Here is a 25,653-nt window from a genome sequence, read left to right on the forward strand (position 1 = left end):
GGTCGCGCGCTCAGCGACGCTTGGTGAGCGTGACGACTATGCAGTGCGATCCGCGAACCCGCGGTTGTCGGCCCGCGGTCACGCACGCTGGAGGCATACTTCCAGGAATTGGCCTCACTCGTGAACTCGGCCGGCAGCTTCGATGGCCAGCAATAAGTGCAGGGCGCCGGCGTCGCGGGGAATTGCTGGATCGAGCCCGGTACTGCTGTTGACCCGAGCCAACCGGTTGATGACCGTGTGGCGATGGCAATAGAGCCGCCCGGCCGTTTCGGCGATCGAACCCGTGTCGAGGTAGATGCGCAACGTATCGGTCAACGCTTCCCGATCGCGCGGCGGCATCGATGTCAGATCGGCGAGCGTCTTCTTTGCATAGGCCGTCCCGATAGCGCCGAGCCGGTGCGCGGCGATCTTGTCCCAATGCCGTTCGAGGGTCGCGGCACGGCCGGGCTCGGCCCAGGTGGACAGCTCGCGCGCAAGGCGCCACATGCCGGCGACTTCGGAAAGTCCGGTGGCGGGGACGGAAACCCCGGCCGGGATGGTGAGCAGTAGCTGTTCTGCCTCCCGGGTCAGCGCATCGACAAGCAGAATGGCGAATTCGACACCCTCGAGGCGTAGCAACACCACCCGCGGGGTGCAGTTGCGGATCAATCGGCCGAACTCGTTGGGGTGCAGGTCACCCGAAACGACAACAAGGTACTCGCCGTCGGCTGGCAATCCGAGTGCCGCGGCCGCCTGGCGGTGTAGCTGCGGGTCACCGGTGTCTTCGCTGAGCAACTGCCGGAGCAGAAAGGTTCGTTCGAGCTCGAGTTCGGCGTTGACTCTCGACATCTCGTCGAGGTAGCCGGCTTGCACATTGGTGGTGTGTCGCTCCACGGCGCTCCAAATCCAGGCCACCGCCTCTGAGAGGGCGGCCGCGCCGCCGTCGGTGCGTGCCGAAAGAGCCTCCCAGATAAAGGGGAAATCCATCCGTACCGCCCGTAGGAGCGATTCGAGCGGAACCTGCTGAAGAGCACGTCGGCGTCCGATGCGTTCGGAATACTCCTGCAGTTCCGCCAACCGGTCCTCGCCCTGGATCATCTCGAACAGCAGGCGCAAGGTCGTGCGCGCGGTGCGGTGGAGATCGTCGTCGTCGACGATGGAATCTGCGTAGCCGGTCAGAGTGCGGACTTGCCGAACATAGGCGGCGGCGATGGCGTCCAGGTCTGCCAGGCAGGCCGCTATCCCGGGAAGGCACTCACTCCGACTGTGCACTTGCACACTCTATCGGTCAATCTCTAGGCGCGACGTGATTGTCAGTTGGAGTATCGGCCATCAGACTTGAATCGACCGTTCTCGTCGGTGCTCGTTGTCGCACGCCGGCTCAGGCAACTCACGAAAGGATTTGCACAACTATGAGCTCAGGCGATGCAACCGAATCGTTGGAGTTGTCCAGCCAGGACGCGAGACGAATCGCCTTCGCCGCGTTCGTCGGTACCGCGCTCGAGTGGTACGACTACTTTCTGTTCGGTACGGCTGCTGCGCTGGTGTTCAACCGACTGTTCTTCACTGATCTCAACCCGGCTGCGGCGATGCTGGCGTCGTTCGCCACCTTCGGTGTCGGCTTCGCTGCGCGACCGATCGGTGCGGTGATCTTCGGCTACATCGGCGATCGATATGGCAGGCGCCCAGCTCTTTTGGCGACCATCATCATGATCGGCTGTGCCACTGGCCTGGTGGGCGTCCTGCCCGACTATGCGGCCATCGGGATCGCCGCGCCGGCCATGCTCGCCGTCCTGCGTTTGGTGCAGGGTTTCGCCGTGGGCGGCGAGTGGGGTGGTGCCACCACCATGGCCATTGAACACTCGCCGATCGAGCAACGAGGGCGTTTTGCCGCGCTGGTTCAGATCGGCTCGCCTGTCGGCACGCTGATCTCCTCGGGGGCGTTCGCGCTGGTGCTGATGCTGCCGTCGGAGTCGTTCGATTCGTGGGGCTGGCGGCTGCCGTTCCTGGCCGCGTTCCCATTACTCGGAATCGCGCTGTGGATCCGGCTGACCATGGAAGAGTCGCCGGTCTTCAAGCGGCTCGCCGCCCTCGAAGCCGAGGCGGAAGTGCCTGTGCTCCAGCTCTTGCGCACCGCGGGCAGTCGGCTTCTCGTTGCCGTGGCGGCCGCGCTGCTCGGCGTGGGTGGCTTCTACATCATGACGACGTTCGTGGTGAGCTACGGCAGCAACGTGTTGGAAGTCGATCGCCAGGTCATGGTGAACGCCACGCTGGTGGCTGCGGCGCTGCAGATCGCGGTCACCATCTTCGCCGGCGGCTAGGTGTCGTGACCTGACACGTTGTTGTCAGGCGGCGAGTCGGCTGATGGGTGGTTTCCCGCCGAGGGCGGAGTGGCCTCGTTGAGTGTTGTAGCGGCGAAGGAATCGGTCAAGGCCGCGTTTGCGCTGGTTGTTGCTTGTCCATGGGCGGTCGTAGGCCCATTCGGTCAGTAGCGTCCGGTTGAAGCGTTCGGCTTTGCCGTTGGTCCAGGGACAACCTGGCCGGATGAAACGGCGTTTGAGCTGCCACGCTGAACACACCCAGCCCCAGTTGGTGCCGCGCCGGTAGACCAGGGCGTTGTCAGTCAGCAGACGCCGAACGCGCATACCGCGGGCAGCGAACCAGGCCAGGGCCCGATGCAGAAATCCAGCGCAGGTCAAGTCCTTCTCATCGGGTAGCACTTCGCTGTAGGCCAGCCGGGTGTGGTCATCGATGGCAGTGTGGATGTAGTCGTAGCCGATGCGGATCTTCTTGTGCCGGTTGGCCACTGACACAGCGGCGTCTCGGCCGTGCAGGCGCCACCCGCCCCCGGCCGGGATGCGGCCAAGCTTTTTGACATCGACATGGACCAGGGACCCAGGTGTGCGGTGTTCGTAGCGGATGGTGCTGCGCCGCGACGAGCGCACCGCCTCGCCGGTGATCGGGTCGATCGCCGACAGATGTGGCACGTGATGGCGTGCCAGGATGCGCCCGACTGTGGAGGCATTGAGCCTAAGCTCGGCGGCCAGCACCACCGCGCCCCGCTTGCGTCGACGCCGAGCAGCAAGCACTTTCTGTTCGACCTTCGGGCTGGTGCGCTGAGGCATCCGGTGCGGACGCGAGGACCGGTCGGCCAATGCCGCGTCGCCGCCCTCGGCGTGCCGGCGCAGCCACTTGTAGACCGTTGAGCGCGAGATCCCCAGTTGTTCAGCCACATGCGCAGGTGGCCAGCCAGCAGCGACACGCTCAACGATCAGCCGACGAGCGAACAGGTTGGTACGGGCGTTAGCGTGAGACACGAGGACCTCCTACGGAATGAATGCCTAGACACATCCACTCCGTCAGGAGGTCCTCCCCATTTCAAGCAGGCACGCCGTCAACAACCTCTTGGGTCACGACAGCTAGGAGAGAAGTTCGGTCCCGGCCGGATGACAGTCGCCGGGGCGGTGACGACAGCGATCGCGGCCTTCCCGCTGTTCTGGCTGATCGACACCCGCAACGCGTGGGCCATCACCGCTGCCGTCGCAGCCGGAATCGCGCTGATCACGCTCGCTTACGCCGTGACGGGAGCTCTTCTGGCCGAGCTCCTCCCGCCGAGTTTGCGGTACAGCGGTGTGTCACTCGGCTACAACCTCGCCGGGGCAGTGAGCGGCTTTCTGCCGTTGGTCGCCACGGCGCTGCTCTCGGTCGGCGGCAACGCATCGTGGCCTGCCGCTCTGGTACTCATCGGCATCTGTGTCATCACGGCCATCGGCGGACTCGCCGGTGAACGTATGCGGCTGCGCGATGACCTGCCCAATCCTCATGTCACTAATAAACCCACCATGCCGCAAGATATTTGATCCTCCGCCTTACTGAACCGGGATGGAAACACCATGACTTCGACCCACACCCCGACAGCCGCTCTCTCTGCCGACCAGCGCGACCGCATACTCGCCGCAGTCGACGCGCAGTTCGACAGGCAGCTGCGATTCACCCAGGAGCTGATTCGTCACCGGTCCCTGCGTGGGACCGAGGCATCGGCTCAGGATCTGTTGTACGGCGCCATGTCGGGACGCGGCCTGGAAATGGATCGCTGGGAACTCGACCCTCAGGACCTGGCCGGCCATCCTGGCGCCGGCAAAGTTGAAATCTCTTACACGGGAGTCGACAACGTCGTCGGGACCTACCGGCCCCGCCGTGAGGTCGGTCGCTCGTTGATCCTCAACGGCCACGTCGACGTCGTTCCCGAAGGACCGGAAGCGCAGTGGCAACGGTCCCCGTGGGATGCCGCAATTGTCGACGGGTGGCTGTACGGACGCGGCAGCGGCGATATGAAGGCCGGGCTGGTTGCCAATCTGTTCGCCTTCGATGCGCTGCGCGCTGCCGGCCTGGACCCGCTGGGACGCATCCATTTTCAGTCCGTCGTGGAGGAGGAGTGCACGGGCAACGGTTCGCTGTCGGCACTGATGCGCGGTTACACCGCCGACGCGGTCTTGATTCCGGAACCCGAAGAGGACATGTTGGTTCGCGCCAACGTCGGCACCATCTGGTTTCGTGTTCGGGTGGCGGGCCATCCCGGTCATCCTCGCGAGATGAGTTCCGGTTTCAACGCAATCGATGCGGCGTACTTCGTGGTCGAGAAACTGCGTCAGTTGGAGGCGCGCTGGAACACCGAGAAGGATCAGCACCGCTACTTCGAGGACCTCGAGCACCCGATCAACCTCAACGTCGGCAAGATCAAGGGTGGCGATTGGAACTCGAGCGTGCCCGCCTGGTGCGAACTCGACCTGAGAATTGCGCTGTATCCGGGCACGACTGCAGATGACGCGTGGTCTGAGATCACCGCTGCGCTCGCAGGCATCGAGTGCGACGCCCACGGCCACCCCATCTCAGCCGAAGCCATTACCACGGGGTTCTACGCCGAAGGCTATGTACTGGAGAAGGGCTCGGACGCTGAGCGCGTTCTGGGGGAGAGCCACTGCGATGTCTTCGAGGGCGCCGAGTTGAAAAGCTTCACCACCCCGGGCTACCTCGACGGACGGGTTTTCGTCCAGTACGGGAAAGTTCCTGCCCTGGTCTACGGCCCGATCTCCAAGGACATCCACGGATTCGACGAGCGTGTCGACATCGACTCGGTTCGGCGCATCACCAAATCCATTGCGCTGTTCGTCGCGCGGTGGTGCGGCGTGGAGAATTCCGTGGCTCCGTAGCAGCGGCGAACCTCTGACTAGCGGCCTCGGCTATGGACTCGTGCCGCACTCAAGTACGAAGTCACGGATGCACGCGTTCACTTCGCCAGGGGCCTCCGCAGGCAGCGAGTGAGAGGCCTGGGGCCACAGATGGTACCGCCACGCGGGGACCACTGATCGCAGCCGGCTGATTGCCTTCTCTGTGTCATGAATCGTGTTGCCGGCCAGCAGAACTTGGACCGGAATCTGCACTGAACGCAGGAGGCGATCAGGAGCGAAGATGATGGGGGCGGTTCGACGAGGCGCACCAAAGGTAGCGAATCCGGCAAGGAAGAGCCTGGTAAGGCTGTCGATCGATGTGCCCCGTGCGGGGTGCCCCATGACCCACTCTGCTGCCCGCTGGGCTCTTGCCGAACGTGGGTGCGCCAGGAGCAATGCGAGACTTCTCCAGAATTGCAGGGAGAGCCGGGCCACTGTGTCTGCGGGATCGATGAGCGTCAGCGTGCTCAGTCGGCTCGGCGTCGCAACGGCGGTGTGCGTGGCCAGCCAACCGCCGTAGGAGTGCCCCACCAGATGCACGTCCCGTAGGTCGAGATCCCGCAGCACCGCGTCGATCGTGCGTGCGCAATCCAGCGGTCTGGACACGGCTTTTGTTTGGGTGCTGGCGCCTGGCTGGCCCAGCATATCCAGCGTGTAGACAGTGAAGTCACTTGTCAGGCCGACAGCCTGCTCCCACCACATGGCCGAGGTCAGGAAGAGTCCGTGGATGAGCACAACGGGCACGCCGCATTCAGCTCCATGCTGATACACCCGAACGTCGCCGAACTCGGTGGAAACGTTGTAGACGGCATCGGGTCGGGGACTCAACGCGCGCATCTCGTCGTACACAGTCAGGTAATGCTGCCGGTCGCCTGCGCTCTTGAACCCAGCATTCGAAATGCCCACGAGGCCCCAATCACCGCCGCGACGTTCCCTGTCGAGGTCAACGTAGGCAGAACTCCTGCGTTGGTCAAAGGCCCGTTGTCGCCGTGTCCTCTAGTTCATTCCAGGATGGCCCGCGCTGCGCGCTCGGCGATCAGCATGACCGGCGCGTTCGTGTTCCCGGACGTGATGGTGGGCATCGCGGAAGCATCGACCACTCGAAGCCCGGCGACGCCTAACACACGGCAGTCGGTGTCGAGCACCGTGCCGGCCGACTGCGGCCGACCGTCTGGGTCGAACGCGCCCATTGCGCAGGTGCCCACCGGGTGGAAGATCGTGGTGCCCAGTTCACGGGCGGCCGACTGCAGGTCTTCGTCGCTCAGAAGTTGTGGGCCGGGAAGCATCTCTTCGGGGTGGTAGCGGGCGAGCGCCGGGGCCGCCATGATCTGTCGAGTCATCCGGAGACCACGGACGGCAACGTCACGATCGGCGTCAGTGGACAGGTAGTTGCACAAGATCTTTGGGTGGGTCAGCGGGTCCGCGTCGACCATTCGCACATGGCCACGCGAGGTGGGCCGCAGGTTGCAGACCGAAGGAGTGATAGCTCCGAACGGGTGCAGGGGTTCACCGAACTTCGGCAGTGACAGTGGCTGCACATGCCACTCCAAATCCGGGCTGGCCAGTGCGGGGTCGCTTCTGACGAACGCCCCCAGCGTGGACGGCGGCATTGTCAGGGGTCCGGAGCGTAGGAGCAGGTACTGGATCCCCATGCCTGCGCGGGTGATCCAGTTCCGGTACAGCGTGTTGACCGTGCGCGCACCCCGGACGCGGTAGACCGTTCGGATCTGTAAATGGTCCTGGAGGTTCTCACCGACTCCCGGCAGATCGACGACTACCGGCACGTGATGTTGGGCGAGCAGCCCGGCCTGCCCCAGCCCCGAGACCTGCATCAGATGCGGCGACCCGACCGCACCCGCGGCCAGGATGACCTCCCGGCGGGCTCGAACGTCGACGAGTTGGCCGTCTTTGAGCAGCCGCACGCCGTTGGCACGGTGCTGGGCCGTCGTCCAGGCGCCGCGGCGCTGACCCTCTGCGACCTGATCGTCCATCAGTAGTTTCACGGCCTGGGAGTGGGTGTAGACGGTGAGATTGGGGCGGTGGGCGACGGGATGAAGGAAAGAGTCGGCCATCGACCAGCGTCGGCCACGCCGTTGGTTGACGTGGAAGTACGCGCTACCGGAGTTGTCGCCGCGGTTGAACTCGTCGATCGGGGAGATGCCCAGATCGTCAGCTGCTGCCTGCCAGGCGTCCAGGATCTTCCAGCGCACCCGCGGCCGCTCGACCCGGATCTCCCCATCGGCGCCGTGCCAGTCGTCGGCTCCGCCGAAGTAGTTCTCCAGCTCCTTGTAGATCTCCAGTGTCTCGCCCGGGCGATCTGGACCGCCCCACAGCCATCGCTGGTCACCGGTGGCCTGCGCCCACAGTTCGTAATCACTGGCCTGCCCGCGCATGTGGATCATGGCGTTGATCGACGAGCAGCCGCCGATCACGCGCCCGCGCGCGTAGAGGATGCTGCGCCCGGCCAGACCTGGATCGGCCTCCGTCGTGAAGCACCAATCGGTGCGCGGGTTGCCGATGGTGTACAGATAGCCCACCGGCACCTTGATCCAGAACCAGTTGTCTTTGCCGCCGGCCTCGATCAGGAGCACACGGTGATCAGGGTTGGCGCTGAGCCGATTGGCGAGCAGGCAGCCTGCGCTGCCCGCCCCCACGATGACGAAGTCGAACTCGGCCACGGGGCTCATTTCCGGCACCATTCCTCCATTGCCGTCGGATGCGTGTCCTAGTGTGCGCGATGACGGCCCGGTCCACGCGCATTCCCGGGTGCCGCATAGGTCCGTTTGACGGTGACGCAGACGTTCTACGTATTTCTGTGGCCGCACCCGGGGATGGAGCAGGAGCTGGTCGCCTACGAAGAGGTTGGGCACGAAAGCAAAAGCGATCTTGTGTTCGAGATCTGCCAGTCCCACAGAGCCACCCGCCCCCGGGTGACCGAAAACGGTGGATTGCGCAGGTTCGGGCACCACGAAGTTCTGTGACGGCAGCATGTAGCCGAGGCCGAATGCGCTTCCAGGCGCAGCACCCGGTCGCGGCCGCGTACGCGTTCTGTGATCGCTTCCCGCAGAAGACCCGGAGCGACCAGGGTTCCGCCGATCAGGTCGCCGTAGAAATTGGCCAGATCACGAGCGGTGGCCACTAGGCCAGCTGCTGGCCAGCCGGCCGCCAGTACTTCTGGATCATTATAGGATGCAACGGGATTCGATGACGCCCTGATGATTAGGGTCGGCGTGCCCCGCCGCTGAACTGGACATATAAGGAATAAGTACACGGTCGAGTTCGGATCCTCGATACGAGCGACCTCGCCGCTAAATGAGAGCGGGAACCTCAGCTGGCAGATACGGCCCGATGTTGCGCAAAGCCCGGGCGATGTAGTCCTGCTTCTCGCCAACCGGGGCGACGTAGTGCAACGCCGCTACGGCCTCGTCCTTCCCGCACAGCCGCGCGATCACCCAGCCGGCAAGATAGTGCGACGCCAAACAACCGCCGGCGGTGGCCACATTGCCCTTGGCGAAAAACGGCTGATTCAGCACATCCACTCCGGCAGCGATCACCCAAGGCTTCGTGGTCAGGTCGGTGCAGGCGGGCACATCGCGCAGCAGGCCCAGCTCGGCAAGGACCAACGCCCCGGAGCACTGCGCGGCGATCAGCTGACGCTGCGGGTCGAGGCCACGCAAAACCTCCATGATGGCCGGGGTTTCGACGACCTCGCGAGTGGCGATGCCGCTGCCCACGATGACTGCATCGGCTTGGACCGCTTCCTCCAAGGTGGACATCTGCCCGATGGTGACGCCATTCATCGACGTCACCTGCGCAGTAGGGGTAGCAACGGTGACCCGCCAATCATCGTTGTTGATGCGGTTGAGCACCCCGAGTGCGATCAGGGAGTCCAGCTCGTTGTAACCCTCGAAGGTCAAGATGGCGATGTGCATGACCGTTGTCCTCTCCGTGTGGTGAAACCACCGTAAGAGCTATATGCATGACGGTCTAAGAATTGTCATGCATACATTGGCCGGTGCCCGCCGCCCGGTATAAGCGCATCGTCGACGCCTTCGCTGTCAAGATTCGGGCGGGTCAACTGAGCTCCGGCACGCAGCTGCCCACCCATCGCCAGCTCGCCGCGCGGGAGGGCATCGCCCTGGTCACCGCCTCGCGTGTTTACGCCGAACTCGAAGCGATGGGCCTGGTCAGCAGCGAACAGGGCCGCGGAACATTCGTTCGCGATCTGGCCCTTCCCCCCGGCCACGGCATCGACCAGCAGGCCCTGGCCGCCGACGCCGTTGACCTGAACTTCAACTACCCCGCACTTCCCTGCCAGGCTGACCTCCTACGCCAGGCGTTGCGCGAGCTGGCGGGCTCCGGCGACCTGGAAGCGCTGCTGCGCTACCAACCCCACGGCGGACGTGAACGCGACCGGGCCGCGGTGGCCACGCATCTGCTCAACCGCGGACTCGACCTCACCCCCGATTGCGTCGCCGTGGTCAACGGCGCTCAACACGGGCTGACCGTCACCGCCCTCGCCGCATTGCGGCCAGGCGATCTAGTCGCTGCCGACGCCATCACCTACCCCGGGTTCAAAGTAGTTTCCGAAGCTTTGCGTCTCGAACTAGCACCGATCCCAACGAATTCGACCGGTCCCGACTTGGACGCGTTGCAACGCCTGTGTCAGCACCGGCCGGTACGTGCCATCTACACCATGCCCACAATGCACAACCCGCTTGGCTGGGTCATAGACGAGGATGCCCGGCGACGTCTGACAACCATCGCCCGCCGACATGAGCTGCTCATCATCGAAGACGCCTCGTACGCCTACCTCGCTGACCGGCCCCCGCCACCGCTGGCCGCCACCGCTCCGGACATCACCGTGTATGTCTCGGGTCTATCCAAGAATGTCGCCACCGGACTGCGCGTCGGGTTCATCGCCGCACCGCCGCTGCGCATGCCCGCCATCGAACGAGCGATCCGCGCAACCACCTGGAACACGCCCGCCATTACCGCTGCAATCGCCACGCGCTGGCTCGAGGACGGGACGGTCGCTCGCCTCGAAGCCGAGAAACGCACCGACGCCGCCCTGAGGCAGGCGATCGCCTACGAGACATTGAAACCCCTTCAGCAGCATGCGTATCCGACGTCCTACTTCACCTGGTTGCCACTACCTGAAAACGCCCGCGCCGACCGGATCGCGGCCAATCTGGCGACACACCGGATCTCGGTATCGACAGCCGAGCCCTTCGCGATCACCGAGAACCCGCCGCAGGCAATACGCCTAGCCCTCGGCTCAACCGAACTCAGCACGCTCGCCGACGCACTCACCACAGTCCGTCGCACCATCGAGGACGACGCTCATCGGTAGCCGAGCCCATTATTGAAATGCACTGGGCATCACACGAATCAGAGATGGAATCGCCCACGTCGGGTCAGTGCGTGACGGTCCACGGTTCGCGAGCGAAGACCTCCTCGACCATCGGGCGGAAGAACTGAGCGGACGATGCGCGAATTGCGGATCGAAACAGTTCTGGTCGTACTTCTCGCAGAACTCGACACAGTCGTCGAACCATTGGTGGCCGCGATACCGTTCCCGGGCGTCTCGGACGCCACCCATGTGGGGGGCGTAGTAGTACTGCTGGAATTCGGGATGGACCTTCACGATCCAGGCGACGCGCTCCGGTACGTAGGGCGCGAGGACGGCTGCGGCGAACGCGCCATGGGCATGGGGTGCGTAGGTGTCACCGATGTCGTGCAGAAGCGCCGCGACGACGTAGTCAGCCGGTCGTCCGTCGTCGAAGGCGCGGGTCGCCGACTGCAGTGAGTGGTCCAGCCGGCTGATGGGATAGGCCTGCTCGCCGTCGGCGAGAGCTTCCACCAGTGACAGGACGCGGGAGACCAGGCCGGCGTTGTTCATCTCTTCGGCGCGACTGATCAGCGCGTAGTCCTCGGCGGTGCCTTCGGCCATCGTGCGGTAGGTGGCACGTGTCGGTGTGCCCATGACCGACTCCTTTCCCTGATTCCCGATAAACCTAGCCGTGCGTCGCTGTGACCGCGTGCCTGCCGCACCGGTCACGACAGGCGGTACAACTCCGGCCGCCGGTGACGCAGGTAGTCGACGTCCTCGTCGACCTCGGCGCCGACACCAGCGCCCAGCGTCAAGCGGGACTGTGCCGTCGCCACTGCACCGCCACACTCCACGATCACGTCTCCGTCACCGCTCACGACCCGGGAGCCGCCCACGAACGTGAGGCCGGCCTCGGCACCCACCAGATTGGAATAGACCAGTGAAGTGCGGTTTTCGAGTGCGCGCGACAGGCACGCCACCCGGTGATCACGGTGGTAGGGCTCCATGTTGGCCGATGCGACGACGAACAAGTCCACGCCCGAAAGTGCCAGTGTGCGCGCGACTTCGGGGAACTCGACATCGAAACAGATCATCGGGCCCAGCCGCAGTCCCGCCACCTCGATCACCTCGATGCGGTCACCGGCCGCAAAGGCGTCGGCCTCGGCGCCGAACAGGTGCGTCTTGCGATAGACCCCGGCTACCGCACCCGTCGGATCGATGCACAGCAGCGAGTTGTACACCGCATCGCCGGCACGCTCGGCGAATCCGGTGAGCAGCACCGTCCCGTGCGCGGCGGCGGCAGCGCACAGTTCCGCAACGGCGGCGGAGGACACCTCCATTGCGGCGGTCCCCACCGTGTCCAGGCGGTAGCCGCACAGGAACAGCTCGGGGAGGACCACGATGTCCACCCCCGGGTGTTCGGCGAGAATCGCCACCGCGCGTCGCGAGTTGCCGGCGACGTCGCCGGCCACGGCGGGCTCCTGCACAACTGCCACATCGAGGGTGCTCATGCCTGTTCCTCGCGCGGTCAGCTCAGAACTCCCGCAGCGTTTCGCGCAGCGTGGGCTGCGTGTACTCGGTCCGCACCAGGCCGCGCCGCTGCAGTTCGGGCACCAAGCCGTCGGTGACCTCGATGACGTGTCTGCGACTCACTCCCTGATTGTGCAGGGTGATGAGGAAACCGTCGCCGCCGACCTCGTCCATGAGCCATTCCATCTCGTCGGCGATCGAGGACGGCGTGCCGATCAACGGATAGGACGAAGAGAAGTCGGCCGAGTCGTAGATCAGCTCACGCAGGGTCTTGCCCGATCCCGGCTGCTGGAACTTGTCGAGTGAGCCCTGCTCGCCGTTGGTCGTCAGATGCGGCAGCGGTGCGTCCAGGTCGAACTGGGCGAAGTCGATATCGGTGATCGACGAGATCAGCGACATCGTCTGTTCGGCGAACGCCTGTGACGCCGTCATCCGCGCGCGTCGCGCCAGTGCCTCTTCGGTGGTCTCACCCAGGTTCGGAACCACGAGGTACATGACCTTGATGTCGTCGGGATTGCGGCCTTGGGCCGCAGCTCTGCCCCGGATGTCCTCGCGGTAGGCCCGCATGCCGTCGACCCCGTCGGCGAGTGTGATGATCGCGTCGGCGTGCTTGGCGGCGAAGTCACGTCCGCGCGGGGACCCGCCTGCCTGCAGGAAGGTCGGTCGGCCCTGCGGCGACGGAGCGGTGTTGAGCGGACCGCGGCATTTGTAGTACTTGCCGTGGAAGTTGATCTCGTGGACCTTTGTGAAGTCGGTGTGCACACCGCGCTTGCGGTCGACGACGACGGCGTCGGGCTCCCACGAATCCCACAGTTGGTAGACCAGATCCATGTACTCGTCCGCCATGGCGTAGCGGTCCTCACGCGGCGGCAGCTCGTCCAGGCCGAAGTTCTGCGCAGCCGCGTTCTCGGCGCTGGTCACGATGTTCCAGCCGAAGCGTCCATGCGAGATGTGGTCGATGGTCGAGCACATCCGAGCCAGCAGGAACGGCGGATAACCCAGCGTCGACAGCGTCGCCACCACACCGAGATGCCGTGTGGCGGCACTGATCAGCGTGGCCAGGTGCGCCGGGTCATGTTTGGGCACCATGCCCACCGCATGCTTGAGCACGGCCTCTTTGGTGCCGCCGAACGCTTCTGAGACGGCCAGCTTGTCCTCCATCATGATGAAGTCGAAGCCCGCACGCTCCAGGTTCTTTGCCATCTCGACATAGAACTGACCGTCCCACGGTGTCCCGCCGCTCTGCTCGAACGGCCCGGTCCACATGTCGGACGTGAAGTTCATGAACCAGCCGAGATGAAACTTCTTGTCTTGCAACTCGAATTCCTACTTTCTCGATACTGCGGTGAGGGGGTGGGTGCTTGCGAGTTCCGTAGCGGTCAGGGCTGCGGCTCGAGCTCGGCGCTCGTGACGGTGGAAACCGCGTTCAGCCGCAACCGCGAACGGATGATGAGGCCGACGACGAACAAGAACGCTGTGACGATGAAGGGCGCCCAGTCGACCAACGGCTCACCGGTGCGTGGCCACAGGACGTTGACGATCTCCACGATCACCCACAGCAGCGCAAGCCATCCCGCGACGTGTCCGGCGCGGCCCAGGAAGGTCGGTTCGGTGCGGTCCCAGGTGCCCCGCATCTTGCTGATCGCCAGCCCGACGACGGGGAAGGCGAACGACATGAAGAATCCGGCGGTGACGAATGTGACCAGCAGCGTGTAGATCTGCTCACTTTGGAACGGCAGATACAACGCGATCCCGATTGCGCCGGTGACGACCGTGGCGGTCGTGGGGGTGTTGATGCGGTGATGGAGTCTGCTGAGATAGCGGCTTCCAGGCAGCTCACCGTTGCGTCCGTAGGACCACACGATGCGTGAGACCGCGGAGCTGACCGCGACGACGGTGGCGAAGTAGGCGATGACGAACAGGACCATCACCGCCTTGAACGCGGGCGCAGGCAGGTACGCGGTGAGCGTGGCTGCCACCGGGTCGGCCTCGGTGGCGGCGGACTCGGGCATGGCCATCAAGAAGGCGAAGCACGTGAACAACACGACGATTCCGACGCCGACGAGGGATCCGACGATCGCCTTGGGGATGTCACGCTTGGGCTGTGCGACCTCTTCGGCCAGCGTGCTCGCGCTCTCGAAGCCCAGGAACGACCAGCCGGCGAACATGACCGCGACCACGAACGGGGTGGCCATGAACGCGGTGTCCGACGGCCAGGTGAGGGCGCTGCCAAGGGATTCGACGCTGTTGACCCGGTGGAAGCACAACAGCCAGATCGCGATACCCACGGATCCGACGACCTCGGCGATCAGGCACAGGAAGCCCACCACACGAACCGCCGCGCGGCCCAGCACGTTGACGAGCACCGCCCCGGCGAGGATGACCACTCCGACCAGGGACATGAGCTTCTGGTTGCCCGCGTCGAGGTCGAAAGCGGCTGCGGCGAACAACGCGCCCCCGTACGACACGGCCGTCATGGTCACGATCAGCGTCCACATGTACGCCCAGCCGGCGAACCACCCGTAGGCCGAACCGAGCAGACGTCGCGACCACTGATAGACGCCGCCGGCCATCGGCCACCGCGACGCCAGCACTCCGAAGGTCACCGCGATGAGGACCTGGCCGATGAGCACGACAACCAGCGCCCACCAGAAACCGGGACCGGCGGCGGCAAGTCCCAGCCCGAACACCATGTACATCGCGACGATCGGGGAGACGAAGACGAAGCCGAGCATCCCCGCCGACCACGTCGTGAACTCCCTCCGCATCGGACTGGCGGTGGTTGTGTCCAGTACCGGACGGGTCCCGAGATCCTCCACAAGCGCTCCTTCGGCGGTGCTGCTGCGCGTACAGGAACGTTCCTGTCGCTACCGGGAGAAGTTAGGCACATCCTGTGTCGTGGAGTTGCCGCTACAGTAACGTTCCTGTTAGCTCGCGCTACCGTCTGATGACGCGCTCCTAGGTGTCGCGCCGAGAACTCGCCCGGACAACCAGTTTTCCGGCCACCACCTCGTGGCGCGGGCCAGCGTCCCGTTCGATCTGGTCGACCAACATCCGGACCGCTGCGCGCCCCATCTCCTCGGCGTGCAGTTCCACAACCGAGATCGGCACGGGCGCAAGCGCGACCGCTGCACCATCGCCGAGATTGATCAGCATGAGGTCCTCCGGAACGCGCAGGCCCAGGTCCGTCGCGGCCAGTTCGGCGGCCAGCGCGAGCTGATCGAGGCCGACGAACAGCGCGTCCGGGGGTTCGGGAGTGTCGAGGATGTCGCGCACGGCGGCGCGGGCCGCCGAGGGATTGAAGGCACCCTGGATGCGCGCCCTGCGGGCCACGAATCCTCGCTGGTCGCAACATGCGATGAACTCATGTTCTACGGAATGGATGTACGAAGCAGGGGAGTCCGGGGCGATGAGCATCGGCCGACGCGAGCCACCGCGCACGAGATGATCGAGGACGTCGGCGACGACACCGCCCCAGTCGTTGTCGACCCAGCTCGCCGCGGCGGAGTCGGTGCGCCCCACCGTGCTCGCCGGGGTGCCGCGGCGGCGCGCCGACTCGAGCAGCTCATCTCCCTTGGCCGGGTCGACGGCGATGAGTCCGTCGTGCGCGACGTCCAACTGCATGTGAGCCGGCGCTACCGCCAGGAAGAAGCCGCTCTGGTTCGCCTCGATAGCCGCTCCAGCCATGACCCGCATGAAATAGTCGACATGCCAGAATGATTCGACGTCGACATCGCTGGGCAGCATCGTGATCACCAGGATTCCGGTGCGTCCGTTGCGCAACGAACGCGCCGCGACGCTGGGGCGGTACCCCAACTCGAGAGCGATCTTGCGCACCCGCTGCCGGGTCTTCTCGGGCAGCGAACCACTGCCGTTCAGAGAATCCGACACCGTCGTCGTCGACACGTTCGCGGCGAGTGCCACATCACGCAACGTCACCCTGCCTCTGCCGCGGCCACCCCCCATGTGCGCCCAATCTAGGCCGTTGGTCGTGAATTCTCAGCCGCAACGGCATGCCGGGGGTGCGGCGCTCCGCCATGTGGCTACCTGACAAAGGGGCCCTGGCAGTACCCGTAGTACGGGGATCTCCTCGGCGTCTGGAATATCGCCTAGCTTGCGATGAGAGATGCCCGGCGGGATCGATACGTGGTCCGCGCGGCGGTATCCATAAACGGTCCTGTCCGACCGAACTAGAAAGGCAACAAGTGGTACACAGCCAATTCACCACACATGCCGAACTTTTCGACCTGAGTGGTAAGCGCGGCCTAGTCACCGGTGGCACCAAGGGCATCGGGATGATGATCGCGCGCGGGCTTCTCCAGGCGGGTGCCCGCGTGGTCGTCAGCTCACGCAACGAAGAAGCGTGCGCTCAGGCGCAGGAACAGCTGTCCGAATTCGGCGACGTCCGGGCCGTCCCCGCCGATCTCCAGGCACGAGGAGTGTGAGCGCCTCTCTCGTCTCGTCACGGCCGATTCTGGGAGCCTCGACATCCTCGTCAACAATGCGGGCGCAATGTGGGACGAGCCGTTGGCGACGTTCCCGGACGCGGCCTGGGACACGGTCATCGACCTCAACCTGAAGGCGCCATTCTGGCTGGTACAGGCGCTGCTGCCTGCACTTCGCCGCGCCGGGAGCGCCGACGATCCCGCGCGGATCATCAACATCGGCAGCATCGCCGCCATCCACATCCCCCAGCGGCCCAACTACTCATACTCCAGCAGCAAGGCGGCGCTGCATCAACTCACCAGAGTGCTCGCCAAGGAACTGGGACCGCAGCACATCACGGTGAACGCGGTGGCGCCGGGACCATTCCCGTCAGAGATGATGGCTGCCACCCTCGACTCGTTCGGCGAGGCGATCGCGGAATCAGCCCCGCTGCGCCGGATCGGCCGCGACGACGACATGGCGGGTGTCGCCGTGTTCCTCGCCAGCCGGGCAGGCGCTTACCTGACGGGCACCATCGTCCCCGTCGACGGAGGGATCGCCACGACCGCATGAGACTTCAACGCCTCGCTTGCAGCGCGGGCCTACGGTGAGTGGATGGACACCACGCTCGATCTGCGCACCGAGATCCGCGAGTTTCTGCGGTCGCGACGCGCCCGCATCGCGCCTGAGAAAGCCGGCCTGCCCGCTTACGGTCGTAGACGTCGGGTCGAAGGTCTCCGGCGAGAGGAGGTAGCGCTGCTCGCTGGGGTATCGGTCGAGTACTACGTACGCATCGAGCGCGGCAGCCTGGCCGGCACCTCAGAAGGCGTGCTGGATGCGCTGGCGATGGCCTTACAGCTCGACGACGCGGAGCGCGATCACCTGTTCCATCTCGCACGCCAGCCCGCGTCGCCCGACGGTCGACGACACCGCAAACCTCCTGTGACAGTGCGTCCGGCGCTGCAGGGGATGCTCGACGCGATCACCGGTGCACCGGCGTGGATCCGTAATGCACGCCACGACGTACTCGCCATGAATCAGCTGGGCCGCGCGCTGTATTCGCCGGTGCTGGCCGACCCGCGACGGCCCGCCAACACAGCGCGGTTCGTCTACTTGCATCCCAGCGAGGCCGAGTCGTTCTTCGTCGACTACGAGCAGGTGGCGCGAAACGTCGCAGCGACGTTGCGGATGGAAGTGGGTCGTAATCCTCACGACGAGGTACTCGTGGCCTTGGTGGGCGAATTATCTACGGGCAGTGAGTTGTTCCGGCAGCGGTGGGCATCCCAGGACGTGCGGTTGCACGGATACGGGAGCAAGCGGGTGAACCATCCGGTGGTCGGCCGGCTCGACTTGAACTTTGAGTCCATGGATCTGCCCACCGACCCTGGACTGCACTTGAATGTCTATACCGCACCTGGGGGAGGGCGGGCGGCTGACAATCTGGCCCGGTTGGCGTCGTGGGCCAGGCAAGGAACGCTCGCTACCGAGCTTCCTGACCCCAGCATGGAGATTGGGGAAGAGGACTAGCGGCGCTGCACGTCGCCCTAGTCGGCATCCTCGTCGTCGCGGTGTGCGGCCTCGATCACCTCGGGCGAGACGGGCCTCTGTAACCACGTCCGCATCCGCACCAAGCCGCCCGCGACGGTGCCGATGGCGATCACCGCCGCGATGATCCAGAATGCAGTGGACATAGTCCCAGTGTCCGCCTTCGACAGGTCGGACGGGTCGATACGCACCTCTTCGTCGTCAGAGCGACCGCCGGCCATGCGGTGCAGGAGTTTACGTCCTCCCGGTATGGCGGGGGGTCGTTCGACCGCGGATATCGGAGTCAACGTCCGCTGACTGCGGTGCCGGGGCGGGTTGCGGTCAGCTCACGCCGCGGAGCGTGTGTGCGCAACGAAACAGGTCGGCGCTGCTCGCGGCCGCCACGGTCCTCTTCGCCACGGGGGGAGTGGAGGCACCGGCCAAGGACATCGCCGACCGGGCCGGAGTCGGAGTCGGAACGCTCTACCGGCATTTCCCACAACGCTCCGATCTGGCCAAGGCCGTCCTCGACAGCGAAATCGACGACTGCGCCCAAGCCGGCCCAGCCTTGAGCGCCGAGCACCCGCCCGGTCTCGCACTGCAGAAGTGGCTGCTGCGGTACACCGCGTTCCTGGCCACCAAGGACGGCCTGGCCTCGGCCCTCGCCTCGGGAAGCACTTCGTTCGACACCCTGCGTAACCACATCCTCGACACGCTCGAACCCACGCTGCGAGCGCTGCTCGACGCCGCGACCGCCGACGGCCAGATCCGACCTGACGTCGGCCCACGCCAACTCATGTACGCCGTCGCGAAGCTGTGCTTGCCCGCCGCAGGCGAGGGGTGACCGCGGGATCGGACTCGATGGGACCGGACGGAAACAGCAGACCGCAGACCAGCGCGCCGGCGGCGAAGATCACCGCACCCCAGAAGAAGGTGGTGGTGTAGCTCTCCATCGCGGCCATCGCCTGGGTCGCGGGGTTGGGTACACGGCCCTGCAGGTAGTCCGACGCTGCGGCTGCGGCCAGCGCGCTCAGCACAGCCGTGCCGATCGACCCGCCGATCTGCTGGAACGTGCTCACCGCCGCGGAGGCGACACCGGCGTCGTCGGCCTGCACCCCGGATGTGGCGGCTGCCATCGCGGGCGCCATCACCAGACCCAGGCCGAGGCCCGTGATCACCAGACCCGGCACCACATGCGTCACGTACGAGCTGTCGAACCCCAACTGGGTGAACAGCAGCAGGCCTACGGCCGCCAGCAACATGCCGGTGAACACCGAGAGCTTGGGTCCCACCGTGGCCGTGACCTTCGCCAGGGCGGTGGCCGACACGGCCAGCGCCGCGATCATGGGCAGGAACGCGAAGCCAGTCTGCAGCGGCGTGAACTGCTTGACCGTCGACAGGTAGAAGGTCAGGAACAGCAGGACGGCGAACATTCCTGCGCCGCAGACCAGCAGTGCCGCATAGGCGCCACCTCGGGTGCGGTCGGCCAGAATGCGCAGCGGCAGCAGGGGATTGGCGACGTCGCGTTCGATGAGCAGGAAGATGCCGATGAGCGAGATGCCCAGGCCGATGCAGCCCAGCGTCACGGCGCTGGTCCAGCCCTCCGCTTCGGCGTTGCCCAGGCCGTACACCAGCGCGACCAGGCCGCCGACGATGACCAGTGAACCGGGCAGGTCGAGGCGGGCCCGGGTCTCCGAGCGGCCCAGTGCCGGGACCAGGACGATGGTGCCGATGACGGCGATCAGGGCCAACGGCGCATTGACATAGAGGCACCAGCGCCAGGACAGGTACTCGGTCAGGGCGCCGCCGAGAATCAGGCCGATCGCGCCGCCACCACCGGAGATGGCACCGAATACCCCGAATGCCTTTGCCCGCTCGTCTTTTTCGGTGAACGTGACGGTCAGCAGCGAAAGAGCGGCCGGGGCGAGCATGGCGCCGAAGACACCCTGCAGAGCACGGGCGGCAATCAGCACTTCGATGCTGGCCGCCACGCCACCGAGCACCGACGCAGACGCGAAACCGATCAACCCGATGAGGAACATCGGCTTGCGTCCCACCAGGTCGCCGAGGCGGCCACCGACCAGCAACAGAGATCCGAAGGCCAGGGCGTATCCCGTGATCAGCCACTGCCGGGCGTCGTCGGAGAAGCCCAGGTCCAGCTGGGCCGACGGAAGGGCGATGTTGACGATGGTGGCGTCGAGCACCACGACCAATTGGGCGAGCGCAATGACGCCCAGGATCAACCACTTCGAGCTACCGATGGCGCGCTTGGCCCCGGGTTCGGGTGCGCGGTGCCGACCGCCGGCGCGCGGTTCTGCCGGGCGCGTTGAGTGAAGAGTGGTCACTGGGCCTCCAAAACGGAAAGATTGTTCCGTTTCAATGTAGGCTATCCGGAAGAACGTTTCCATTTCGAAGAGTGGGGTAGGACGTGGCGTTCAGCACAGCGCGCGGGGACCGGCAGCTCGACGACGTCTCGTATCCTGGCGGCGTGCCGCGCCCCGGATCGACCGCCGACTCGGACGGGAAGGCTTTGCGACGTGACGCCGCGCGTAATCGGCAGCGGGTTCTCGACGCCGCGGCCGAGGCGTTCGCCGAGGTGGGCTTGGACGTCGGCTACGAGGAAATCGCGCGGCGCGCCGGGGTCGGGGTGGGCACCGTGTACCGCCGGTTTCCTGAACGTGCCGAACTCGTCATCGCGTTGTTCGAGTCGCGCGTGGATGTGCTGGTCGACGTGGCGGACGTCGCCCTGCAAAAGCCCGACGGTCTGGCCGGTCTGCGATGGTTCCTGGAACGGGCAGTGGAGATGCAAGTCGAGGATCGCGGTCTGCAGGAGTTGGTGACCGGCAGCTCATTTCGGGATGAACGCCTGGTACGGGTGCGCCGCCGGGTCGAGCCCGCGGTGGCGCGCCTGCTGGATCGCGCCAAGCGGGAGGGTGTCATTCGCGCCGACATCGAACCTCTGGACATCGGCGCGCTCATGATGGTGGTCAGCACCATGCACACCCCGAGCCAGCCCCAACTGTGGCGGCGCTATCTGGAATTGGTGTTCGACGCGCTGGCTCCGGGCCCGGAGGGTTCGCGGCCACTGCCGCTACGAGCCCCGACCGAACACGAACTGGAGGAGTTGGCGATAAGCATGCGCAAGGGGGAATCAGCCCTTCACGCCCACTGAATCGGGCGGAAGCCGGTGAACCCGATGACCAGGAACCCGCGGTGAACAGGGCCACCCAGCCCCCAGGTGGGCCCGAGGAGGGTGAGGACGGCGACTAAGTGGAGACCGCGAGCTACCGGATCGATGTCACAACGGGGGACCGGAACGCCGTTACTGAGGTGCGACTGCTGCCGAGCTCCTCGGAACTCATCTGAAGACGACGGTTGGTCAAGCCAGCACGTCGCGGATTGCGGCATCCAGGAACCCTGCGAATCCGGCGTCATTGCCGGGATTGGCGACGCAATGCCCGAACGGCGAGTCGTAGGGCCGAAGCTCGGCGTTGGGCATCTGCACGACCTCGAGCTGGTTGTCCTCGGGCGGGAAGTACAGGTCTTGGGTGCACGGAATCAGGATGGCGCGGGCTGAGATCCCTTGCAGCGCGGCCTGAAAGTTGCCGCCGTAGAGCGGGTTTGCGCTGATATCGCCGTGCTGCCAGCTCCAGATCTTGGCCACCAGGTCGTGGGCGTCCCAGTTGTCGACGTGGTCGTCCTCCCACTCGACCAGCAGATCCTCAATCGTGTCGTGCCCGAGCGAGCGGTAGAGCCCGTCTCGAAAGAACGTCTGCGAGTAGGCCCACCCGGCGTACACCCGGGCGAACGCCTTGAGCCCCCGCACCGGCGGCTCGGCGTCGCCCGCCCAAAGAGGGTCGGCCTGCAGGGCCGCCTTGACGCCCTCCAGGAACACAAAGTTGTGCGGTGAGGTCTTGGCCGACGCGCAGAACGGGACGATCGCATCGACCACGTCGGGATACATCGCCCCCCAGTGATAGGCCTGACAGCCTGCCATGGACCAGCCGGCAACCAAGGCGATCCGCTGCACGCCGAGTTCGTCGAAGAGCAGCCGGTGCTGGCACCGCACGTTGTCGTAGAGCGTCACGCGCGGGAACGCCGCACCCCGCTGGGAGGGAGCCGCGTTGCTCGGCGACGTCGACAGACCGTTGCCGAACATATTGACCGACACCACGAAATGGTGCTCGGGGTCGATGGCCCGTCCCGGACCGAAGAAGCCCTCGTTGCGAACATGGGTTCCCGTGTAGAACGTCGGCAGGACGACGACGTTGTCGCCTGCCGCGTTCAACCGACCGTAGGTTCTGTACGCCAGCACTGCATTCGACAGCGTCTCACCGCCGAGCAGGGACACATCACCGAGGTCGAAGCTCTCCATGGGTCAGTAGAGCCGCAGGTACTCTTCGACCTCCCAGTCGGTGACGGCCTGGTGATACCGCTCCCACTCGTCGAGCTTGTACGCGATGTACGACTTGAGCATCGTTGGCCCCAGCACCTCTGCGGCCAACGCGTCATTCTGCAGATGACCGACGGCATCCAGCAGGTTGCGGGGGAGTCGCCGGATGCCCAGGGCCTCGGCCTCTTCGGGCGTCATGGAGTACAGGTCGCGGTCGGTGGGCTCGCCCGGGTCTACCTTGGCCACGATGCCCTCGACGCTGGCCGCGAGCGTGCAGGCCAGCGCCAGGTAGACGTTCATGCACATGTCCGCGGCACGGTTCTCAATGCAGTAGCGGCTCTGCGGCAGGCGGAACTGGGCAGCACGGTTGTTGTGGCCGTACGTCATGTTCGTGGGGGCCCAGGTGACCGTTCCGCCTTCGAACCCGCCCACCCGTGGCACAAGCCCGTTGTAGGAGTTGACCGTTGGGCACGTGATTGCGGTCAGCGCCGCGGAGTGGGCGAGCAGGCCGCCGACGGCGTAGCGGGACTCGTCACTCCATCCGCCATCGGGGTCTTCGAAGACGTTGTCGGCCGGAGCCTCCAGGGACCGCAGCGAGAAGTTGATGTGCGCGCCCGAACGCCAGTCGCCTGTCGTGGGTTTCGGCATGAACGTGACGAACATGCCATGCCGTTTGGCGACCTCCTTGAGTGCCAGGCGCAGGAAGACCAGGCGGTCGGCCATCTCCAGCACATTCGTGTAATGGAAGTCGAGTTCGAACTGGGAGTAGGCGCCCTCTGCGACGACGTCGTGCAGGTTCCAGCCCAGCCCCTCCAACATGTCCATCATGTCCTTGAGGAACGGCATCGCATCCAAGGAGTGTTCGACGTCGTAGCCGTAGGCCTGTCGGCGCGGACGCAGGCCGCCGACCTGCTGGGGATCGGTGTCGAAGGCTTTGACCGGTCGGCCGTTCTCGTCATAGCGCATGACGATGAACTCGGGTTCGATACCGGCGTAGCCGACGTAACCCTGTTGGGCGGCTTCGTGAATGGTGCGCTTCAGCGCCTGCCGGGGACACACGTTGTACGGCCTGTCTTCCCAGAACAGGTCGGCGAAGATGATCGCCGTAGTTGTGTCCCACGGGCAGATGTACACCGCGTCCAGGTCGGGGACCGGGATCTGATCGGAGTCGGCGGCCGTCAGTTCCGGGACGAAGGACACTGAATGCACGGCGAACTGCGGGCCCTTGCCCTTGCACAGCGCCTCGAAGTCGCTCATCGGCACCGGTTTGGTCTTCGGGACGCCGAACAGGTCGATCCAGCACGAGAGCACGTACTTGACTCCGGCTGCTTCCAGCTCGGCGCGCACGGCGGCGATCTTCGCGTCGTCGGGCAATGCCTCGGCCAAGGTTTCGGCGTAGCGGGGCGTGGTGCTGGTGTCCGGGTCGAGCGTGCTGGTCATAGCCCTCTTTCGGGACGAAGTTTCTTTGAGAGAATCACTGTATCGCCATATGAAACAAGTCGCATCCGGAAGCAAGTCGGGCCATCGCGAGCCGGGAACGGCCCAAGCTCATCGAACTCGCGGCGCTGGACCTGCGCGGTAGAGCAAAGTTTCGACTGGCCGTCCTCGGTGAACAGCCTGGACGCCTTCGCTCCGAGGAGCGGAATCACTCCGGTTGCTGATACTCAAACTGCAGATGCAGGCAGAATGCTTCTGCGACAGGCTCCTTCGTATCTAGGTATCACACACCATCTGCGCCGCCGGAGAATAACCGCGTAGCAACACGGCCGTCAGCGTTGGGCTGCCAGGCACGCTTGGGTGGTCAGGTCTGCAGTCTCTGCGCGGCGTTGTCGAAATGGGCTTCCGGCAGAGTGCAGGTGGGCATGGCCAGGGCGTAGGTGCGCCGATACTGCGCCGGCAACGCCGCGAAATCGGAGGCGGTCAGGTCCCGCTCAGCATCCCCAAGAACCTTTGGCCGAGCAGCTCATGTAAGGATTCATGGATGAATCGGATCTGCGTTTTCTCCGGCTCGAATTTGGGTCGCCATGATCAATACCACACGTCTGCAGTGGAACTGGGCGCGCTACTGGCTGAGCGTCAGATCGGTCTGGTTTACGGCGGAGCCGCCGTCGGACTCATGGGAGCAGTTGCAGATTCGGCTTTGGCCGCTGGCGGCGAGGTTATCGGGGTGATCCCACGGGCCCTTGTTGAACGCGAAGTTGCGCACACCGGTCTGCAGGATCTGCGGATCGTGGATTCCATGCATGAGCGCAAGGCGTTGATGGCTGAGCTGTCCGATGCCTTCATTGCCTTGCCTGGAGGAATCGGCACTCTCGAAGAGATTTTCGAAGTGTGGACGTGGACTCAGCTTGGCGCCCATGCGAAACCGTGCGGGCTGCTCAACACGCTCGACTTCTACGACGGATTGCTGACCTTCCTTGACCATGTTGTCGACGAAGGCTTCTTGAAGCCCGTGCATCGACAGATGCTTCTCTCGTCGGATTCACCCACTGACTTGGTGAATGGACTACTCACCTATCAAGTTCCAACGGAGACGAAGTGGATCAATCGCGATGAACGCTGATGGCTCTGGCCCACGCGTCGGATGTGGTGCAGCGATCGTCCAGAACGGTAGCCTGCTACTTGTCCGCCGCAGGCGCAATCCGGAGGCGGGTTGTTGGGGTCTCCCGGGAGGGAAGGTCGACCCGTTTGAGTCCGTGGCGGCCGCGGTGACGCGCGAGATCCGCGAAGAACTTGGCATCTCCATCGAACCGACCTTGCTCCTGTGCGTGGTCGACCAGATCGATCGTCAGGCCGGCCAGCACTGGGTTGCTCCGGTCTATCTCATCGAACGCTATGACGGCACACCCTCCGTTCTCGAACCGCAGGCGTTGTCGGCGATGCGGTGGTTCGATCTCGATGATCTGCCCGAGCCGCTGACCGAGGCGACGCGGCAGGCCGCATCGGCCCTTCGGCGTCGCACCTTGTTGAACTGAACTTGGGCCAGCATCTGTGTCCGGTCTCAATGTCGCCGGCGGTTGACTGAAGAAGCCGCCGGATTCACTGAGAGGCGCGGCCAACATTGAAGTCCGCCAGCTTTTCTGCGAACACCGCCAGATATAACGAGACGGGACACGGACGACGATTTATCCGATGCAGTATGCAGACGTTTACCGGTAACCCCGCGTATTCGATTGCTGCATATTCTCCCGGGTCATAACCTCGCCGCGTGGCACTGCTCGTCACCGGAGCCACTCTGCGGC

General features: G+C 64.9%; 24 protein-coding genes and 1 pseudogene. 11 read left to right on the plus strand and 14 right to left on the minus strand.

Going from position 1 to position 25,653, the window contains the following annotated elements:
* Positions 1-114: 114 nt before the first annotated feature.
* Positions 115-1,251, minus strand: coding sequence for a PucR family transcriptional regulator (locus C6A87_RS15360; protein WP_311113070.1), 1,137 nt, complete (start codon positions 1,249-1,251; stop codon positions 115-117).
* A 140-nt stretch (positions 1,252-1,391) separates the two neighbouring features.
* Between C6A87_RS15360 and C6A87_RS15365 the strand changes: the two genes are divergently transcribed.
* Positions 1,392-2,300 carry an MFS transporter gene (locus C6A87_RS15365; protein WP_311113071.1) on the plus strand — a complete coding sequence of 303 codons (909 nt, stop codon included), beginning with the start codon at positions 1,392-1,394 and terminating at the stop codon, positions 2,298-2,300.
* A gap of 24 nt (positions 2,301-2,324) precedes the next feature.
* On the opposite strand, the gene C6A87_RS15370 is transcribed toward C6A87_RS15365, so the two are convergent.
* Positions 2,325-3,296, minus strand: coding sequence for an IS481 family transposase (locus tag C6A87_RS15370; protein ID WP_311113072.1), 972 nt, complete (start codon positions 3,294-3,296; stop codon positions 2,325-2,327).
* A gap of 147 nt (positions 3,297-3,443) precedes the next feature.
* On the opposite strand from C6A87_RS15370, the gene C6A87_RS15375 reads away from it, so the two are divergent.
* Both C6A87_RS15375 and C6A87_RS15380 read left to right on the plus strand, forming a co-directional pair.
* Positions 3,444-3,839, plus strand: a complete 396-nt coding sequence (locus tag C6A87_RS15375) for a hypothetical protein (protein WP_311113073.1) — start codon at positions 3,444-3,446, stop codon at positions 3,837-3,839.
* Positions 3,840-3,872: 33 nt separating this feature from the next.
* Positions 3,873-5,189: an ArgE/DapE family deacylase gene (locus tag C6A87_RS15380; protein WP_311113074.1), complete on the plus strand. Its 1,317-nt coding sequence runs from the start codon at positions 3,873-3,875 to the stop codon at positions 5,187-5,189.
* Between the two features lie 30 nt (positions 5,190-5,219).
* Here the strand turns inward: C6A87_RS15380 and C6A87_RS15385 are convergent, their stop codons facing one another.
* Positions 5,220-6,113, minus strand: coding sequence for an alpha/beta hydrolase (locus tag C6A87_RS15385; protein WP_311113075.1), 894 nt, complete (start codon positions 6,111-6,113; stop codon positions 5,220-5,222).
* A gap of 95 nt (positions 6,114-6,208) precedes the next feature.
* The gene (locus C6A87_RS15390) at positions 6,209-7,894 is read right to left on the minus strand and encodes a GMC family oxidoreductase N-terminal domain-containing protein (protein WP_311113076.1); all 1,686 of its coding nucleotides are present in this window, start codon (positions 7,892-7,894) and stop codon (positions 6,209-6,211) included.
* 102 nt (positions 7,895-7,996) lie between these two features.
* Here C6A87_RS15390 and C6A87_RS15395 point away from each other — a divergent pair, with 102 nt between their 5' ends.
* Positions 7,997-8,188: a hypothetical protein gene (locus tag C6A87_RS15395; RefSeq protein ID WP_311113077.1), complete on the plus strand. Its 192-nt coding sequence runs from the start codon at positions 7,997-7,999 to the stop codon at positions 8,186-8,188.
* Positions 8,189-8,515: 327 nt separating this feature from the next.
* On the opposite strand, the gene C6A87_RS15400 is transcribed toward C6A87_RS15395, so the two are convergent.
* Complete coding sequence (locus C6A87_RS15400; RefSeq protein ID WP_311113078.1) at positions 8,516-9,139, minus strand: DJ-1/PfpI family protein; 624 nt, start codon at positions 9,137-9,139, stop codon at positions 8,516-8,518.
* An 83-nt stretch (positions 9,140-9,222) separates the two neighbouring features.
* On the opposite strand from C6A87_RS15400, the gene C6A87_RS15405 reads away from it, so the two are divergent.
* Positions 9,223-10,560: a PLP-dependent aminotransferase family protein gene (locus C6A87_RS15405; RefSeq protein ID WP_311113079.1), complete on the plus strand. Its 1,338-nt coding sequence runs from the start codon at positions 9,223-9,225 to the stop codon at positions 10,558-10,560.
* 9 nt (positions 10,561-10,569) lie between these two features.
* Here C6A87_RS15405 and C6A87_RS15410 read toward each other — a convergent pair whose 3' ends face one another.
* The 5 genes from C6A87_RS15410 to C6A87_RS15430 form a co-directional block, all read right to left on the minus strand.
* Complete coding sequence (locus tag C6A87_RS15410; protein WP_311113080.1) at positions 10,570-11,160, minus strand: HD domain-containing protein; 591 nt, start codon at positions 11,158-11,160, stop codon at positions 10,570-10,572.
* 104 nt (positions 11,161-11,264) lie between these two features.
* Positions 11,265-12,050, minus strand: coding sequence for a nitrilase-related carbon-nitrogen hydrolase (locus C6A87_RS15415; RefSeq protein ID WP_311113081.1), 786 nt, complete (start codon positions 12,048-12,050; stop codon positions 11,265-11,267).
* Positions 12,051-12,072: 22 nt separating this feature from the next.
* Positions 12,073-13,386, minus strand: coding sequence for an NtaA/DmoA family FMN-dependent monooxygenase (locus tag C6A87_RS15420; RefSeq protein WP_311113082.1), 1,314 nt, complete (start codon positions 13,384-13,386; stop codon positions 12,073-12,075).
* A gap of 62 nt (positions 13,387-13,448) precedes the next feature.
* On the minus strand, positions 13,449-14,837 hold the full coding sequence (locus C6A87_RS15425) for an amino acid permease (RefSeq protein ID WP_311113083.1): 1,389 nt from the start codon (positions 14,835-14,837) through the stop codon (positions 13,449-13,451).
* 190 nt (positions 14,838-15,027) lie between these two features.
* Complete coding sequence (locus tag C6A87_RS15430; RefSeq protein WP_311113084.1) at positions 15,028-16,008, minus strand: LacI family DNA-binding transcriptional regulator; 981 nt, start codon at positions 16,006-16,008, stop codon at positions 15,028-15,030.
* A 266-nt stretch (positions 16,009-16,274) separates the two neighbouring features.
* Between C6A87_RS15430 and C6A87_RS15435 the strand changes: the two are divergent.
* Positions 16,275-17,067, plus strand: a pseudogene (locus tag C6A87_RS15435) (SDR family oxidoreductase).
* A 42-nt stretch (positions 17,068-17,109) separates the two neighbouring features.
* Entirely contained in the window at positions 17,110-18,021 is a 912-nt protein-coding gene (locus C6A87_RS15440) for a helix-turn-helix transcriptional regulator (protein ID WP_311113085.1), read from the plus strand.
* A 17-nt stretch (positions 18,022-18,038) separates the two neighbouring features.
* Here C6A87_RS15440 and C6A87_RS15445 read toward each other — a convergent pair whose 3' ends face one another.
* On the minus strand, positions 18,039-18,185 hold the full coding sequence (locus tag C6A87_RS15445) for a hypothetical protein (RefSeq protein WP_311113086.1): 147 nt from the start codon (positions 18,183-18,185) through the stop codon (positions 18,039-18,041).
* Between the two features lie 194 nt (positions 18,186-18,379).
* Here C6A87_RS15445 and C6A87_RS15450 point away from each other — a divergent pair, with 194 nt between their 5' ends.
* Entirely contained in the window at positions 18,380-18,862 is a 483-nt protein-coding gene (locus tag C6A87_RS15450; RefSeq protein ID WP_311113087.1) for a helix-turn-helix domain-containing protein, read from the plus strand.
* Here C6A87_RS15450 and C6A87_RS15455 read toward each other — a convergent pair.
* Positions 18,813-20,363 carry an MFS transporter gene (locus C6A87_RS15455; RefSeq protein WP_311113088.1) on the minus strand — a complete coding sequence of 517 codons (1,551 nt, stop codon included), beginning with the start codon at positions 20,361-20,363 and terminating at the stop codon, positions 18,813-18,815. The genes C6A87_RS15450 and C6A87_RS15455 overlap by 50 nt on opposite strands.
* A gap of 83 nt (positions 20,364-20,446) precedes the next feature.
* On the opposite strand from C6A87_RS15455, the gene C6A87_RS15460 reads away from it, so the two are divergent.
* A complete protein-coding gene (locus C6A87_RS15460) occupies positions 20,447-21,190 on the plus strand; it encodes a TetR/AcrR family transcriptional regulator (RefSeq protein ID WP_311113089.1) in 744 nt (247 codons plus the stop codon).
* A gap of 207 nt (positions 21,191-21,397) precedes the next feature.
* Here the strand turns inward: C6A87_RS15460 and C6A87_RS15465 are convergent, their stop codons facing one another.
* On the minus strand, positions 21,398-22,393 hold the full coding sequence (locus C6A87_RS15465; protein ID WP_311113090.1) for an alpha/beta fold hydrolase: 996 nt from the start codon (positions 22,391-22,393) through the stop codon (positions 21,398-21,400).
* Between the two features lie 3 nt (positions 22,394-22,396).
* A complete protein-coding gene (locus C6A87_RS15470) occupies positions 22,397-23,851 on the minus strand; it encodes a glutamine synthetase family protein (protein ID WP_311113091.1) in 1,455 nt (484 codons plus the stop codon).
* 541 nt (positions 23,852-24,392) lie between these two features.
* Here C6A87_RS15470 and C6A87_RS15475 point away from each other — a divergent pair.
* Entirely contained in the window at positions 24,393-24,974 is a 582-nt protein-coding gene (locus C6A87_RS15475) for a TIGR00730 family Rossman fold protein (RefSeq protein ID WP_311113092.1), read from the plus strand.
* A complete protein-coding gene (locus C6A87_RS15480) occupies positions 24,964-25,386 on the plus strand; it encodes an NUDIX domain-containing protein (RefSeq protein ID WP_311113093.1) in 423 nt (140 codons plus the stop codon). Before C6A87_RS15475 ends, C6A87_RS15480 begins: the two co-directional genes overlap by 11 nt.
* Positions 25,387-25,653: the final 267 nt, after the last annotated feature.

It is taken from the genome of Mycobacterium sp. ITM-2016-00317 (assembly GCF_002968295.1).
In the GTDB taxonomy this organism is placed as follows: domain Bacteria; phylum Actinomycetota; class Actinomycetes; order Mycobacteriales; family Mycobacteriaceae; genus Mycobacterium.